At 54.4% G+C, this 15908-nt stretch carries 14 protein-coding genes; 4 read left to right on the forward strand and 10 right to left on the reverse strand.

The annotated features are described in order from the left end of the window. Positions 1-272 precede the first annotated feature (272 nt). Positions 273-1784, forward strand: a complete 1512-nt coding sequence (locus tag Q8O73_RS10550; protein WP_305558117.1) for an aldehyde dehydrogenase family protein — start codon at positions 273-275, stop codon at positions 1782-1784. 303 nt (positions 1785-2087) lie between these two features. Here the strand turns inward: Q8O73_RS10550 and Q8O73_RS10555 are convergent, their stop codons facing one another. From Q8O73_RS10555 to Q8O73_RS10595, 9 genes are all read right to left on the reverse strand, one after another. Further along, positions 2088-2924, reverse strand: coding sequence for an alpha/beta fold hydrolase (locus Q8O73_RS10555; protein WP_305558118.1), 837 nt, complete (start codon positions 2922-2924; stop codon positions 2088-2090). A gap of 147 nt (positions 2925-3071) precedes the next feature. After that, complete coding sequence (locus Q8O73_RS10560; protein ID WP_305558119.1) at positions 3072-4880, reverse strand: monovalent cation:proton antiporter-2 (CPA2) family protein; 1809 nt, start codon at positions 4878-4880, stop codon at positions 3072-3074. A 119-nt stretch (positions 4881-4999) separates the two neighbouring features. Next, positions 5000-6589 (reverse strand): MFS transporter, encoded by a 1590-nt coding sequence (locus Q8O73_RS10565; RefSeq protein WP_305558120.1) that lies wholly within the window; start codon positions 6587-6589, stop codon positions 5000-5002. 62 nt (positions 6590-6651) lie between these two features. After that, a complete protein-coding gene (locus Q8O73_RS10570) occupies positions 6652-7065 on the reverse strand; it encodes a DoxX family protein (protein ID WP_305558121.1) in 414 nt (137 codons plus the stop codon). Positions 7066-7169: 104 nt separating this feature from the next. Next, positions 7170-7448: a DUF1427 family protein gene (locus Q8O73_RS10575; protein ID WP_305558122.1), complete on the reverse strand. Its 279-nt coding sequence runs from the start codon at positions 7446-7448 to the stop codon at positions 7170-7172. A 14-nt stretch (positions 7449-7462) separates the two neighbouring features. Then, positions 7463-9409: an amidohydrolase gene (locus Q8O73_RS10580; protein ID WP_305558123.1), complete on the reverse strand. Its 1947-nt coding sequence runs from the start codon at positions 9407-9409 to the stop codon at positions 7463-7465. A 147-nt stretch (positions 9410-9556) separates the two neighbouring features. Next, positions 9557-10234, reverse strand: coding sequence for a hydrolase (locus Q8O73_RS10585; protein WP_305558124.1), 678 nt, complete (start codon positions 10232-10234; stop codon positions 9557-9559). 66 nt (positions 10235-10300) lie between these two features. Continuing rightward, a complete protein-coding gene (locus Q8O73_RS10590) occupies positions 10301-10936 on the reverse strand; it encodes a LysE family translocator (protein WP_305558125.1) in 636 nt (211 codons plus the stop codon). A 171-nt stretch (positions 10937-11107) separates the two neighbouring features. Further along, positions 11108-11758: a hydrolase gene (locus tag Q8O73_RS10595; RefSeq protein WP_305558126.1), complete on the reverse strand. Its 651-nt coding sequence runs from the start codon at positions 11756-11758 to the stop codon at positions 11108-11110. A 147-nt stretch (positions 11759-11905) separates the two neighbouring features. On the opposite strand from Q8O73_RS10595, the gene Q8O73_RS10600 reads away from it, so the two are divergent. The 3 genes from Q8O73_RS10600 to Q8O73_RS10610 all read left to right on the forward strand — a co-directional run bounded on the left by Q8O73_RS10600 (position 11906) and on the right by Q8O73_RS10610 (position 15017). Then, positions 11906-12799, forward strand: a complete 894-nt coding sequence (locus tag Q8O73_RS10600; RefSeq protein WP_305558127.1) for a LysR family transcriptional regulator — start codon at positions 11906-11908, stop codon at positions 12797-12799. Positions 12800-12995: 196 nt separating this feature from the next. After that, complete coding sequence (locus tag Q8O73_RS10605; RefSeq protein ID WP_305558128.1) at positions 12996-13931, forward strand: pirin family protein; 936 nt, start codon at positions 12996-12998, stop codon at positions 13929-13931. Positions 13932-14051: 120 nt separating this feature from the next. Then, positions 14052-15017, forward strand: a complete 966-nt coding sequence (locus Q8O73_RS10610; protein ID WP_305558129.1) for a LysR family transcriptional regulator — start codon at positions 14052-14054, stop codon at positions 15015-15017. 59 nt (positions 15018-15076) lie between these two features. On the opposite strand, the gene Q8O73_RS10615 is transcribed toward Q8O73_RS10610, so the two are convergent. Beyond that, a complete protein-coding gene (locus tag Q8O73_RS10615; protein WP_371135078.1) occupies positions 15077-15721 on the reverse strand; it encodes a transposase in 645 nt (214 codons plus the stop codon). Positions 15722-15908: the final 187 nt, after the last annotated feature.

A 15908-nucleotide genomic window follows, 5' to 3' on the forward strand; every position in this document is an offset into this window, starting at 1 on the left:
TGGCTCGCCGTCTATCCAACAGTGCTTGTTTTTCTAACGATATTTGGTGATGCGCTTAAAGAATTTCCGTTTCCTCTGGGAGTTCTCGTCTCGACACTTGTCGTCGTCATCATTGTATCGAATGTCACTGACCCCCTTGTCGGAAAGGTCTTTTACCATCTGAGGCGCACTTTTCGCAAACCCGGCCTTCGCTCCAACGCTGCTCCTTTGGTCAACAACACCGCGCCAGTTAAACGTTCTGCACCATCAGACAATTAAAAGGGATAACTTCAATGACGAACAACGACAACAAGGTTGCCATCAATGCCCCGGGCAAATCTGGCATGGCAGTTCAGGCAACAGCATTCAACTGGATCAACGGTGTCCAGACAAATGACGGGAAATTGAAGCCGTCCATCGATCCGGCCACTTACGATATCATCGGATATTACCCTGAAAATGGTATAGAGGCCGTGAAATCTGCAGTTGCGGCTGCCTCAAAGGCCTTTAAAGAAACGACTTGGGCGTATGATCATGAATTGCGGTCGCACGTTCTAAATCAGCTAGCCGCTGCATTCGAGTGTAACCGTGATCGCCTTATAGAAATCCTGTCCCTTGAAAACGGGAAGGTGAAAGGTGAAGCTGCCTTCGAAATTGATATGATCCCCAGCAAACTGCGTTATTCGGCGGCAACGGTTCTGATGGAAAGCGGCCGTGCGGTCACACCGAAACCGGGAAGCCTGTCTGTGATTCTGAAACAGCCTATGGGTGTCGCTGGCATTATTGCGCCCTGGAACTCTCCTGCGGTTCTGACCATTCGCTCTCTGGCGCCAGCACTCGCAGCCGGATGCACCGCAGTGATCAAGCTTCCGGCACAAATCGCGCAGACTGCAAGTGTCATGGCAGAAATCATGGCCGAGGCCGAGGATCTCCCGAATGGCGTAATCAACCTCTTTTTTGAAAGCGGTCCGGAAGGATCTGCGTATTTGGTCGAAAGCCCGGATGTTCCCGCGATTAGCTTCACAGGCAGCACCGGCACAGGCCGCGCCATTGGCGCCGTTGGTGCCAAACGAATGAAGCGTTTCGGTATGGAGCTTGGCGGTAAGACGCCGATGATCCTGTTCGACGATGCCGATATCGATGCCGCCTTACCTGTGATCGAGAAGGCACTGACCGTCTTTTCCGGCCAATTCTGTATGACCGGATCACGCCTGCTTGTTCAGGACGGCATCTTTGAGCGGGTTCGCGACGCTCTTGCCCAGCAACTGAACGATGTGAAAGTTGGCCCGGCAAGTGACCCCTCAAGCGACATGGGGCCACTGATTGATCGAGAAAATGTGCTGCGGGTAGATCAGGTGATCAAAAATGCAATTGCTGAAGGTGCGCATGTTGTTGTGCGGGGCGGTCCTGTTTCCGCCGGGCCGCTTTCGAAAGGTGCGTTTTTCCGGCCCGCATTGCTGGAAGTCACCGACAACAGCCTGTCGATCCTTCAGGAGGAGACATTCGGTCCTGTATTGACAATACAGCGGTTTCACGACGAGGCAGAGGCGATACGGCTCGCGAATGATAGCGAATTTGGCCTTGCCGCCAGCATCTGGACCCGTGACGTCGACCGATCCTTGAAGTTGGCCCAGGCACTTGAGGTGGGGACCGTATGGGTCAATGACTGGGCCAAAGTCTATGATAATACGGAGGAAGGCGGCTTCAAGCAGTCTGGTCTCGGACGGCTCAACGGCCTCGCCGCCCTCGAGGACTTTATCGAGTACAAGCATATCGCCTTGAAGCCCGGGCTTTATAAGGGCTGATTACGTCTGAATTCGGATAATGATATGACCAAAATCCTCGTTCTCAATTATTCAAGTTATGGTCATATCGAGACTATGGTGGCCGCCACCAACGGTGCATCGCCCTTCTGGTAATTGGCGAAATACACCTGAGTCGGCGTCAGGTCACTGCAGGCAGAGCGTCATGTATGATATGGGGGCATGCTTTAGGCTCTCGCAGTATTCTTGCTACGTTTACATAGCGCCAGAAGCTGAGCTGAAGCCATTTGGTTGCGGCAGCCTCGACAGTACATGACGTATTTGTCTGAAAAACAACGAGGCACATCAGTCGGCAACGAACTTCAAGAGGTCGGCGTTAAGTACATCTGCATTTACGGTCAGCATGCCATGAGAAAACCCAGGATAAGTTTTCAAGGAACCATTTGGCAGCAGTTCAACGGCTTTCAAAGCTGAGGCGGCGATCGGAACGACCTGATCGTCCTCTCCATGTAGCACCAAAGTTGGCACGTTAATCGCTTTGAGGTCGTCGGTCAGGTCTGTTTCCGAAAACGCCTTGATACCATCATAATGTGCTTTGGCACTGCCCATCATGCCTTGACGCCACCAGTTCTGGATCACGCCTTCGCTCGCAGCCATACCTTCGCGATTGAATCCAAAGAACGGACCGGACGGAACATCGCGGAAGAACTGTGCGCGATTGCTGGCCAAAGCAGCCCGAAAACCGTCGAAAACTTCCATTGGCGTGCCTTCGGGATTGTCCCCGGTCTTCAACATCAGTGGTGTGATGGCAGCAACAAGAACAGCCTTGGCCACCCGACCTGCCGGTTGTCCGTGTCGTGCTACATACCGTGCAACTTCGCCGCCACCAGTGGAGTGGCCGATGTGAACCGCGTTCCGCAAATCAAGTGCCTTGGCGACAGCGAATGCATCTGCTGCGTAATGGTCAATGTCGTGGCCTTCGGAAACCTGTTCGGATCGACCGTGTCCACGGCGGTCGTGCGCAATAACGCGATAGCCCTTCGACAGGAAGAAAAGCATTTGAGCGTCCCAGTCATCCGCACTGAGCGGCCAGCCATGATGAAACACAATGGGCTGTGCGTCCTTTGGTCCCCAGTCCTTGTAGAAAATCTGTACGCCGTCGTCAGTCGTGATATAGCCCATGGTGTTTTCTCCTTCTGGAACGTCGTGGCTGGCAGGCACCGCAGCATGCGTGGTGCCCAAGGGAAAGGCTAAGCTTTAAGCTTGCGGCGAAGGCAGTGGCCGAGATCAGAGCTTCTGGTCGTTCGCATTTGTCATAGACTTCTGCTTTCACGCGTTTCTCCTGTCTGCTTCAGGATTTTTTGGCGATGGTACCTGGTTTGATGCCGATCTTCCGCTGAGCGGTTCCGGGATGGGCTGGGTGAGCAGCCGGTCGCGGCCCGACATGATATTTCCCTGCACCTGTTCGGAAAGGCGGTCTGTATCTCGCTGTCGGATGTCATCGGTGGCTTCTTCGATATCGATCTCGGCGAAACCCAGGGCCCGAAGGCCCGCCGTTCCCATCAGATAGGCAGATTCGACCGTTTCGCGAACCTGATAGTCCACCCCTGCACGTATCAGTTCTATCGCGTGTCCGCGATCATAGCTGCGCACCAGAAGTTTGGCCTGAGGAAACTCATGCTGCGCCAGTTTGACGATTTGCATTGCGGCCTTTGGATCGTCGATACAAATCATGAGGGCATCGGCGTTTCCCGCCCCCGAACTGCGCAGGACATCAAGCCGGACGCCATCGCCAAAAAAGACCTTGAAGCCATACCGGCCTGCGTCGCGGATGCGTTGGGGATCGCGGTCAATAACGGAAAGATCAACCCCCTTGAACAACAGGAGTTGGGCGGCGATCTGACCAAAGCGGCCGAAACCGATAACAAGGATACGCCCCTTAAGGTCGCGGGCAACGTCAATCCCGTCCATCGAAACTTTGGCCCGAAACAGGCGATCAGTTGCGATCATGAGCAAGGGTGTCAGGGCCATCGACAGGATCACAACCGTAGAAAACAGCACATTTTCCCGCGCATCAATGACGCCGCCCGAGGCCGCCGCCGCATAGAGCACAAAGGCAAACTCCCCGCCTTGCAGGAACATGGAGGTTCGCTGCAGAGCACGATGATTGGAACTGCCGAGCAGGCGTGCAACCGCGTAGACAACGACACCTTTGACAGTCATCAACGCGATCAGCATGGACAGCAGAAGCTGCCATTCGGCGGTTACGATAGAAAGGTCGAGCGACATGCCGACGGCCAGAAAGAACAGTCCCATCAGCAGGCCACGAAAGGGTTCAATGTCGTTCTCGATCTGGTGCCGGTAGCTTGAACTTGACAGCATTACACCAGCAAGAAAGGCGCCCAGCGCCATTGACAGGCCAGCGACCTCCATCAGCAGGGCAGCACCCAGAACGACCAGTAGCGCACCCGCCGTCAGAACTTCTCGCGCCCGTGTCTGCGCCAGCAGCGCGAAGAAGGGGTTTAGGCCAAAACGCGATACCGCCAGGAGCGCCAGCAGCGCGGCGGCCGCCACCAGAATGTTTGTCCAGCCCAACTGCCCGTCTGCCAGAGGCGACAGGAAAGCGACCAACGCCAGAAGAGGAACGATCATCAAATCCTCGAACAGGAGGATCGCAACTGATTTCTGGCCCTCACTGCTGGCAATCTCGCCCCTGTCCTGAAGCAACGACATGATGACAGCCGTCGAGGACAGGACGAAGCCCGCCCCGGCAACGAAGGCGACCGACGTGGAAAGATCGAAAACCACCGATCCTGTCAACGTAAGGATGGTGATCGCGGTTGCGACCTGCACAAGGCCCAGACCAAAAATATGCCCCCGCATCGCCCAGAGCTTGGGCGGGCGCAATTCCAGTCCGATCACGAACAGGAACATGACCACCCCGAGTTCGGAAAAATGCAGGATGGACGCGGCATCGGTGATAAACCCGAATACCGATGGGCCCACAAGGACACCGGCAGCAAAATAGCCCAGAACCGATCCAAGATTGAGGCGCCGGAATAATGGCACGGCAACAACCGCGGCCCCCATCAACAGGATCGCGGGTCCAATCGTTTGCCCCAGGCTTGCATCAGCCATCAACTTTCCTTTCTGTTGCCGTAACCTGATGTACGGACTTTCTTTCGTAAGGGACGGGGCCCAAGAAGTGACCAGAAGCACTTGTTGGGCCTGTGATCTGACTGACGAAATTTATCTTTTCACGATGTCATGATAAAATGATCGACCTTCGGCTTTGTACTGCCCTGATGCAACCGGTTGACCTTTTCCTGAATATCGCGATCCGCGCCAGATACCCGTTTGTGATGACGTAAATGTTCGATCCATGACCCTTCTGACCATGTTTCGACAAACAGGTCGTGCTCAATGCTGTCCTGATAAAGCCCCCAATGGTAGGCACCATGCCGCTGACGTGCCTTGCGCATTTCATTCATGAGGTTATGGAAAGTTTCCTGATTTTCTGGATTGATCCGGTATGAAATCCTGATCATGACCGGGCCGCGGTCCTGTTCAATGGTTTCAGACAGGATCGGTTCAGGCCAGTGCATCGATGGGCTGAGATCGAGATCCGCCCCCTGATTGAGCCGGATACGCATTGTTGCCAGCATCAGAATGATTGCGCCTGTCCCGGCAGCCAGCAAAGCCGTCTCAATCGAGAACTTTTCGGCAAACCAGCCCCAAACCACGCTGCCGCCTGACATCGACCCGAAGAAGAGCGTCAGAAATACCGACAACCCCCGTGCACGCACCCAGTCAGGCAAAGCCGTTTGGACAGACACATTCAACGAAGATAAAACCGCAATCCATGACGCCCCGGCAATGAAGGAGGCCGCGACGGCCACGACGGGGTGCTGTACCAAAGCGAAACTGACCATCACAAGAGCCGTCCCGATCGTACCGGCCATAACGGTTTTGTCAGCACCAAGCCGTGCCTTGATTTTTGGTAGAACAAACGCGCCGGTTACGGCGCCTGTGCCGACACTGGCCAGCAAAATTCCATAAAGCTGAGCCCCCCCGTCAAGCATATTGCGTGCAATCAGCGGCAGCATCGCCCAATAGGCGCTGGCAAACAGAAAGAAGGCAACAGCCCGGATCAGGGTGGCAATCACCGGCGGGCTGTTAAACACATAACGAAGGCCGGCGCGCATGGCACCAATCATGCGCTCTCGCGGCATGGTCTGTAAATTCTCCTGAGGTTTCCAGAAGACAAGAACGACAAGAATCCCAAGAAAACTGAGTGCATTGAGCGCAAAGGGAGACACCAGACCAACGCTGACAATCAGAAACCCGGCCAATGCCGGGCCGATTGCGCGACTGACATTAATGCCCATGGAATTCAGGGCAATCGCAGCTCCCAGACGTGGTTTGTCAACCAGCCCCGGAACAATCGCCTGCCATGCCGGTGCCATCAATGCGGCACAGCTTCCCATCAAAAATGTAAACAGGATCAGGATCGAAGGCGTAACCAATTGCAGATAAACCATCGCCGACAGGCCTGCTGCCAACCCGGCCATGACAAAATTGACGGCAATCAGTAATTTTCTGCGATCCAGCAAATCCGCAAGCGCCCCGGCAAAGATTGCAAACAGGAATACGGGTAATGTGGTCGCAGCCTGAACCAGCGAGACAACCAACGGAGAGGGGGACAGCTCTGTCATGAGCCAGCCTGCGCCGACATCGTGCATCCAGGTGCCGACATTTGATATGACGGTTGCCACCCACAAAAAAGCAAATGCCCGATGCCGGAACGGTGCCCATGGACCTGTATCAACTGGTTTGGTCTCGTTCATTTTTCCTGTTTCCTGATCTGAAGATGGCACCGCGCTGTCAGCAACCAAGACCGCGAAACGCTTTAAACGCGTCGGGATGTTTTTTCGGACAGAATTGCTGCAAGTGCGAGCCCGGCAATGATCGCAACATGCTCAAAGAATATGTTGCTTTGTGCGGCGCGTTCCGCCTCCGGGAACGTCCAATACGCATGTGCAGTGAAGGTCGCCACCGCGGTAAATATTCCCAATGCGCCGGCAGCCAGCCACACCTGGCGCCCCAGAATGATTGCAATAGAACCACTCAGTTGCAGAAGAATAATGCCTGCTGCCAGCGGTGCTGCGGGTGAAAGTCCAAAATGGTTCATCTCACCTATCGCCGCCGACCAGTTGAACAGTTTTGCCAAACCAGACAGCCAGAACGGACAGGTCAGAGCAACCCGGACAATAAGTTCCAGTGCGAAGCTGTTTAACAATTTCGAAATGGGGGTTGGCGTCATGACTTTGTTCTCATGGTAAAGGAAACGGAATTTGGCAGTTGCGCCGTAACAGATCTGGTTCGGTGCGCCGGTTTCCGATTGGAATTGACCGGCGCACCAGGGGGTTATGATTTTTTCTCAGGCGATGCTGAGTCACACCCGGTTTGAGTGCGATTGTCATCACTTGCCATGTGAAAGGATTTGCCATGCAGGCAATGTGCCGCCGCTTCCTCAAGTGACATTCTGTCTTTGACCCAAGTGACAGCGGTTTCACCGGCGAGCATGCCGAGCAGTCCCAGCAGGGCAATCACAGGAGGGGCTGGTGATCGGGTTCCCAGCAAGGCATAGACAACGCCAACGCCAAGTCCGATGCCAAGAGAAACGATGTAAGGGGACAGGTTCATTCTCTCCTCCCTGGTTAGACTGCAAAACAAGAACAGCCAAGCGCGCCCCAGAACGATTTCGCATCGGCAACCGGCACAGGGTTATTCCAGGCGATCCCGTGATCATGTCCGTGGACACCACAGCCATGATTGCAAGCGTCATGGCATGAGCGCTCCGTATGACGCGCGCCGGATTCCGGGCGCTGACCGGGGCTTTCGTGATGCAAAACCGGGCTCCAGGAGGGAGATGCCGGCGGGATGTCCGGCGACAGGGACTGATAACCATCTTCGCCATAGACCACTTCACCGCCAACCATGGTCAGGACCGAATTGATCCGGCGAATTTCTTCGGGTGGAACGCTCAGATAGTCAGCGGAAAGGATTGCCAGATCGGCATATTGTCCGGGTGCCAGCGTACCTTTGACATCCGCCTCGCCCGAGAACCATGCGGAACCCTTTGTCCACAGCATAAGTGCGGTTTCACGATCAAGGACATTGTCATTGTCGTAAAGCGGCATGCCGCCAACTGTTTTACCGGTGGTAAGCCAGTACAGGCCGACCCAGGGATCATAGGATGCAACGCGGGTTGCATCCGTTCCTGCACCAACAGGAAGACCATATTCCAACATTTTGCTGACCGGCGGGGTCGCCATGGCCGCATCCTTGCCGTAACGATCGACGAAATATTCACCCTGGAATGCCATCCGATGCTGAATCGCAATACCACCGCCCAGTGCCTTGATCCGTTCGATATTGCGTTCGGAAACGGTTTCGGCATGATCAATGATGAACCGTGTCTTGAACGGCTGTTTGCCATTCACCCGTTCGAATACACCAAGGAAACGGTCGATGGTTTCATCATAAGTCGCATGAATGCGGAACGGCCATTCCCGTTCGGCCAGCAATTCGACGATGGGTTCCAGTTCGCTTTCCATAACCGGTGCCGGATCGGGGCGCGGTTCAAGGAAGTTCTCAAAATCCGCGGCAGACCAGGCAAGGTTTTCACCAGCCCCATTCATCCGCAGCATATCGTCGCCAGCCCCCGGTTCGGTCATCCCGACCCAGCGTTCATAATCGCTCAGCTCGTTCCCGGCATTTTGCGCAAACAGGTTATAGGCGATGCGAACCGTCATCTGCCCGTCATCATGCAGACGCTGAATGACATCATAATCTTCGGGATAATTTTGGCCCCCGCCGCCAGCATCAATCACGCTGGTGATGCCCAGACGGTTCATTTCGCGCATATAGTGACGGGTGGAATTGATCTGATCCTCAATCGGAAGCTTCGGCCCCTTGGCCAGCGTCGAATACAGGATCAAAGCAGACGGTTTTGCCAATAAAAGACCGGTCGGGTTGCCCTTGGCATCCTTTTCAATGACACCGCCCGGTGGGTTTGGGGTGTTTTTATCAAAACCAAGAACCTTGATTGCTGCACGGTTCAAAAGGGCGCGTCCATAAAGGTGCAGAATAAAAACCGGCGTATCGGGTGCCGCCGCATTGATTTCATCAAGGGTTGGCATCCGGCGTTCGGCAAACTGGAATTCCGACCAGCCACCGACAACACGTACCCACTGCGGGGCCGGTGTAACGGCAGCCTGCGCCTTAAGCATGCGCAGGGCATCGGCAATTGACGGCACATTTTCCCAACGCAATTCCATATTGAAGTTAAGACCGCCACGAATAAGGTGGGTGTGACTGTCATTCAGACCCGGAATGACCCGACGTCCACCAGCATTGATCATTTTGGTCTTGCTGTCGGCCAGTCGGCGCATGCTGGCCTCGTCCCCGATCGCAAGAACCTTGCCATCGGTAATCGCAATGGCGTCCACTTCTGGCTTCTTTGGATCAAGCGTTGTGACTCTGGCGTTATAGATAATGGTTTGTGCCGTCTGGTTCATTTCGTTGCTCCTTGCCAGTTTGAATGGAATTGCACCAAGCGTGGTGCTGGCTGCGAGACCCTGAACAAATGCGCGCCGTTTCATCTTTAACCACCTTCGAATTGAAGCTTTTCATCGGCATCAAACCAACAGCGTGTTTATCTGCAATGCCTTGGAATGATTGCGCTGCGGTCGGTATCAAAAAAGAAAGGCACGACAGAGTGTTCTCTCTGCCGTGCTTCCTTTGTTGTTTTAGGATGCTGCCTTCGGCGCAAGACGCTGGCCGTGTTCAACCCGTTCCGGCGCCTTATGAACCATGGTGTAGGCGTAATCGACACCCATGCCGTAGGCGCCGGAATGTTCTTTCACGAGTGCCATGACATCGTTGTAGGTTTCGCGATGTGCCCAGTCGCGCTGCCACTCAAGAAGAACCTGCTGCCAGGTGACCGGCACGACACCGGCCTGAACCATGCGATCCATGGCGTATTTGTGGGCATCAACGGATGTGCCGCCTGATGCATCTGCGACCATGTAGATTTCATATCCGCCTTCAAGCATTGCACAGAACGCGAACGAGTTGTTGCAGACTTCAGTCCATAAACCGGAAACGATCACTTTCTTGCGGCCATTGGCAGCCAGGGCATCTCGGACTTTCTGATCATCCCAGGAATTCATCGAGGTGCGTTCCAGAAGCGGGGCTTCGGGGAAGACTGCCAGAAGTTCAGGATAGGTATGGCCAGAGAAGCTTTCGGTTTCGACCGTCGTGATTGTCGTCGGAATGTTGAAAATCCTGGCGGCCTTTGCAAGGCCAACGGTATTGTTTTTAAGAACCTGACGGTCAATCGACTGAACGCCGAAGGCCATCTGCGGCTGGTGATCAATGAAGATGAGCTGCGAGTTTTTCGGGGTAAGAAGTTCAAGCTTTTCCATTTTAGGTCTCCTGTTTGAGAGAACGTCATTGCCTGAATGCAATAAACGCCGGGGAATGGCCTAGGCCTAGGAAGTCGGGATCGCAGACACGATCATAAGCACACCAAAAACGACAAATATGATGCCGGTTAACGCACGACCACGCCTTGCATGTTCCGGCTTGTGAAATAGCCTTACGACGTGCCGCGCTCCGATCGCGTAACCACCCAGAACAACAAGCTTTGCAACGACGAACGTTAAAACCAGAAGTGCCAGAACAGGTGGGCCGCTCTCAGCGGGAATAAACTGCGGGAACAGTGCCGCAAAAAACAGAACGGCCTTTGGATTGCTGATCCCGACACCAAATGAGTGAAACCAGAGAGCCAATCCGGCGCGTCCACGTGCTATCTCAGCAGTTCCCTTGGCCTCTTGCGGTTGGTCGGTGGGTCTGAGATAGGTCCATCCCAGCCACAAGACATAGAGCGCACCGAGCAAGCGCAGGCTGAGAAAAATCAGCGGATACGCTTCGAGCAAAGCACCCAGGCCCACCACCGAAAGTGTCGCCAGCAGTGCAATTGCGACAAGGTCACCGCTCAGCACACCCAATGCGCGACGCCACCCAAAGGCAAGAGCATTGTTTACGAGAAACAATGTCGATGGACCAGGCGTCGCGCTTTGAGCTGCGCTGATCAGGATAAAAGCAAGATAGGATGATAATTCCATCGCGCACCCAAGGCAATAATTTGTTCAACGAAACAGAAAGGGTTAAAGTAGCCCAATAGTTTCCCTGCCTTTTTACAAAGCAAGGTGCCGTTTCTGGTCTGACTCTCAAGAAGTGATGAAGAGCCGTGACAAACCCTCGGGCGTTCATCTGGAGTCTGATCAGTCCATTGATTATCCCTGACCGGGTACAGGCGTATTAAGCAGTTGCTGCTCCCACAAGTACGCGATGCCGCTTGCGCCAGCGTGTTGCTTGAGTATTTCCGAAAACTCGGCAATGTGCTCGCTCCGAGCCCAATCGCGATGCCATTCCGAAGCCACTGCCATCCAGGTCATCATATTCGCCCCAGCCGCGATCATGCGCTGGATGGCGACTTCGTGGGCTTCGACTGAAACACCGCCGGATGCATCGGTGACGACCGTAACGTCCCACCCTTCGCCAAGGGCCTGAATCGTTGGCATCGCAACACAGACTTCGGTCCACAGGCCTGCAATGACAAGTTGTTTGCGGCCTGTTTCCTTGACGATATCTACCACTTTTGGGTCTTGCCAAGTGTTGATCAAAGTCCGGTCAATGATTTCCTGTCCGGGGAAAACATCGGTAATCTGGGGAAAAATGTTCCCGCCCTGACGTGCGATCACGGTTGTCAGGATAGTAGGAACACCGAAAGCTTTGGCTGCTTTCGCCAGCCCCACCGTATTGTTCACCACCATATGAGGATCGTGGCTGTTCAGGTTCGCAAGCTGGTAGGGCTGATGGTCGATCAGCACAAGTACGGAGTCTTCGGGGCGAAGGAGTGAATCAAGGCCATTACGAATATTCATAAGACTGTCCTCTTCTGTCTTTGTAATCAGGGCTCGTTTGCTCGATTTGATTTTTCAGGTGCCCTATGAATCGACAGTCGCAGGTCTCTGGATAAGACACTAGTGCCCGTATATGATATGCTGTGTCGCAACACGGGGAACACGAAATTGGATATAGAAGAATTAGAAACATTTGTAGAAGTTGCTGATTCCGGGGGAATTTCCCCTGCTGCGCGTCGACTGGGTCTATCCAAATCAATCGTCAGTCGACGGCTTTTGCGTCTGGAATCGGCGCTTGGTGTCCAGCTTCTGGCGCGCACGACCCGAGGGGCGGCACTTACCGAAGCCGGGACTACATTTCGCGAACATGCTGCGCGGATTCGGGATGAATTGGAGTTGGCAAAAGACACACTGCTGCCAACGGGTGAACTTTGTGGCCGGCTTCGTATCGCCATGCCGCTTTCGTTCGGTCCGACACACTTTGCCCCCGTGCTTGCAAAAATGGCGCAACGCCATCCCCAGCTTCAGATCAATGCCTGCTATAGTGATCGCTTCGTAGACCTTATTGCCGAGGGATTTGATTGTGCGATCCGGTTGGGCCTTCTTCCCGATTCCAACCTTATTGCAAAGCACATTGCGCCGATCCATGGCAAGCTCGTTGCAAGCCCCTCATACATCAAGACGCATGGCGCACCTGAAACGCCCGAAGACATTGCATTCCACCAAGCCGTTCTACAGGGCACCGAGTCCTGGCATCTGATGGACGGTGACAAAATCGTTACGGTGCAGCCGCAAGGGCGTTTCAAGTCCGACAATGGCATAGCACTGACCGCTGCTGCCGCAGAAGGTCTTGGCATTGGGTGTCTTCCCAATTGCCTTACCCATGAATATCTGGTCTCCGGTGCTCTCGTTCCGGTGATGCCTCAATATCCACCCAAATCCGGGGCTGCCTATGTGGTCCGTCCACCCGGAAGTTACCCGGACCGGAAAGTGCGCATACTGACCGAAATGCTCATTGAACATGTCCAATCCAATCCCCATCTCTGGGAACAAAGCCCCTGACATGCCAGCAAGAGCCAACCCAGAGGTCCCGGACAAGCGTATTCCCGGCAGACATTCCACTTCGCGCGACACAGTTAAGCGCATAGCGTGACTAGCGGAGCGAAAAAACATACGCCACTCTGAGGTATCCGTCGGCCTGGTAGAGCATCGTGCATGCCAGATCAGAACGAGAAAATGATCAGAGAGGAAGATGCGTATGAGTTGGAATCCAGCATTGCAACCGGGCTGCCCCGATGATGTAGATACGGACGCGATTGAGACACTTATTGTCCCGCGCGCGCGGGATCTTGGCGATTTCGAAGTTCGTCGCGCCTTGCCTGCGCCAAAGCGGCAAATGGTGGGGCCTTTCATCTTCTTTGATCAAGCCGGACCGGCCGAGTTCCTGACCGGTCAAGGTGTCGATGTAAGACCTCACCCGCATACTGGTCTTGGCACAGTTACGTATCTTTTTCGCGGTGATTTCCATCATCGGGACAGTACAGGGGCAGATCAGATCATCCGTCCCGGCGAGTTGAACTGGATGGTTGCCGGGCGTGGCGTCACCCACTCGGAGCGGACTTCTGCGACGGCCCGGAGCGGTCCCAACAGTTTGTTCGGGATACAGACCTGGCTAGCCCTGCCCGACCAATATGAGGATATGGCGCCGATATTCGAGCACCATAACAAAGAGACGCTGCCGATAATCGAGGATTCTGGCGTCACGGTTCGGCTTATTCTCGGGAACGCCTATGGCAAGGTTGCGCCTGCGACAATGTTCTCCGAAACCTTTTACGCAGATGTGGTGCTTGAAGCGGGAAGGCGATTGCCTTTGCCCGACAATCACGAGGACAGAGGCATCTACATCGTTGAAGGCTCAATATTGATCGCCGGACAGGAATATCAACCCTCTCAAATGATGGTCTTCCGTCCAGGAGATAAAATCACCGTATCGGCTGGCGAAAGAGGCGCGCGGCTCATGATCCTCGGCGGCGCCACCCTTGAAGGACCACGTTACATCTGGTGGAACTTCGTTGCCTCATCCAAGGAGCGCATCGAAGAAGCCAAAGCCGAATGGCGCGCAGCAAACTGGGGCAAGGGACGTTTCGATCTTCCTATCAATGACCGTGATGAGCACATCCCACTGCCGGATTGAGCCGCTGTGACGGAATGCTTCCACGACAGCCAAGCCGGTCCGGCCTTGCTTTAGCGCTCTTTTCAAAACGTCTTTTTCTGAGGTCACAACCAGCACCCGCTGTTCATCAATGAGATGGACATGCTTAGTTCCGCGCGCGGTAAACAAACACCCCTTCGCGTGCTGCAGTGTTGTGAAATAGAGAACGCCAAATTGAATATAGAAGACTTAGAAACATTCGTTGGGGTTGCCGATGCGGGGGGAGTTTCGCCCGCTGCGCGACGGCTCGGTGTATCCAAATCAATTGTCAGTCGCAGGCTCTTTCGGCTTGAAGCAGCGCTTGGTGTCCAGCTTCTTGCGCGAACAACACGCGGTGCCGCCCTCACTGAAGCCGGCGTTGCATTTCGAGAACACGCCGCAAGGATCAGTGCCGAAATCGAACTGGCAAGGGACACGATTATGCCAACGGGTGATCTTCGCGGTCGCCTTCGAATTGCCATGCCGCTCTCCTTGGGGCCGATACACTTTGCCCCCATGCTTGCGAACATGGCACAGCGTTATCCCCAGCTTCAGCTTCATGCTTCCTATAGCGACCGCTTTGTTGACCTTATTACCGAAGGTTTTGATTGCGCGATCCGGGTGGGCTACCTTCGGAATTCCAACCTGCTCGCCAAACGCATCGGCCCCGTCTATTTGAAACTTGTCGCAAGCCCGTCTTACATCGAGGCACATGGAGCTCCGGAAACGCCAGAGGAACTCATAGCGCATCAGGCCCTTATGCAGGGAACAGAGTCCTGGAAATTTATGGATTGCGACAAGGTCATCACGGTCCAGCCACAGGGACGCTTCAAATCCGACAACGGCATAGCTCTTACCGCTGCGGCAACAGCCGGGCTGGGCCTTGCGTACCTTCCCGACAGCTTGATCTGTGAATATTTAAGATCCGGTGCACTGATTCCGGTCATGACAAGTTACCCTCCGCCACCTGCGGCCGCATATGTTGTCCGACCACCTGGCCAGCACCCTGTACGAAAAGTTCAAGTACTTACCGAAATGCTGATTGAGCATCTCGGGCAAAATTTGTGCCTTTGGGGGAGGAATCTTTAAGTTTATTGCAAAGCTCTGACAGCAACTGTGTCTATCGGTCAGGTTGATGTCGCCATGTTTCACCGGTTTTGAGGATCGCGTTTGCGATTGCGATGATGACAAGCTTGTGCGGTTTTCCACGCTCCTTGAGGCGTTGTGCGACGGGCTTTAGCATTGGGTTGTGATATGCGCGGCGAGTGCGGCTTGGAACAACACATGTCGCAATGCCCGCCGCCTCGCCTTGATGTCATCCGACCGAGTTCCGGCATTTCTGCGATTAGCATGGCCGCTGAAACCGGTCCAATGCCGGGAATCGATCGCAGGAGATTTGCTTTCACAGCAGTGGTTTTCTCCTGTGCAGTGACACTTTCAATCCGACTTTCGATGTCTCCGATCCAGGTATTGAGCAAGGCCTTGAGGACATCGTCCATATCCTCAACATCGGCGGAAATGCCTTGCTTTTGGCGCGCCGCTATCTGCATCGAAAGTCGCTTGCGCATATCCACGATTTGAGCCCTTCTTGTCGTTAAGGTTCTGAGAATGCGCAGATTATCACTTGGCAATGTCCGTCCGGCTTCTGGGCGGAACAGCATAAACCGGGCGATGAGTTCCGCGTCGATACGATCCGTCTTGGTTCGCGTCCCTCGCGACATCGCAAAGGCCTTGATCTGGGCCGGGGGAAGTTGCCTCGTATAGATTCCCGCTTCAACAAGCGCCGCCCACAGAGCCCATTCCTGCCGTCAGTCCTCGCCAGGGCTGACAACGGGCATTCATAGCAGAGGCGGGACACATAAGGTGTTCGGTGTTTAATGCAGGGTGACGAAAATTCTCGTTGGTTTTTGATGCATAAAAGCTTTTTGAACTACGCGGTCATGGCGAAAATGAGAAATGTCACTTTCTCTGCCAATCCTG

It is taken from the genome of Thalassospira sp., from assembly GCF_030690045.1.
Classification (GTDB): Bacteria; Pseudomonadota; Alphaproteobacteria; order Rhodospirillales; family Thalassospiraceae; genus Thalassospira.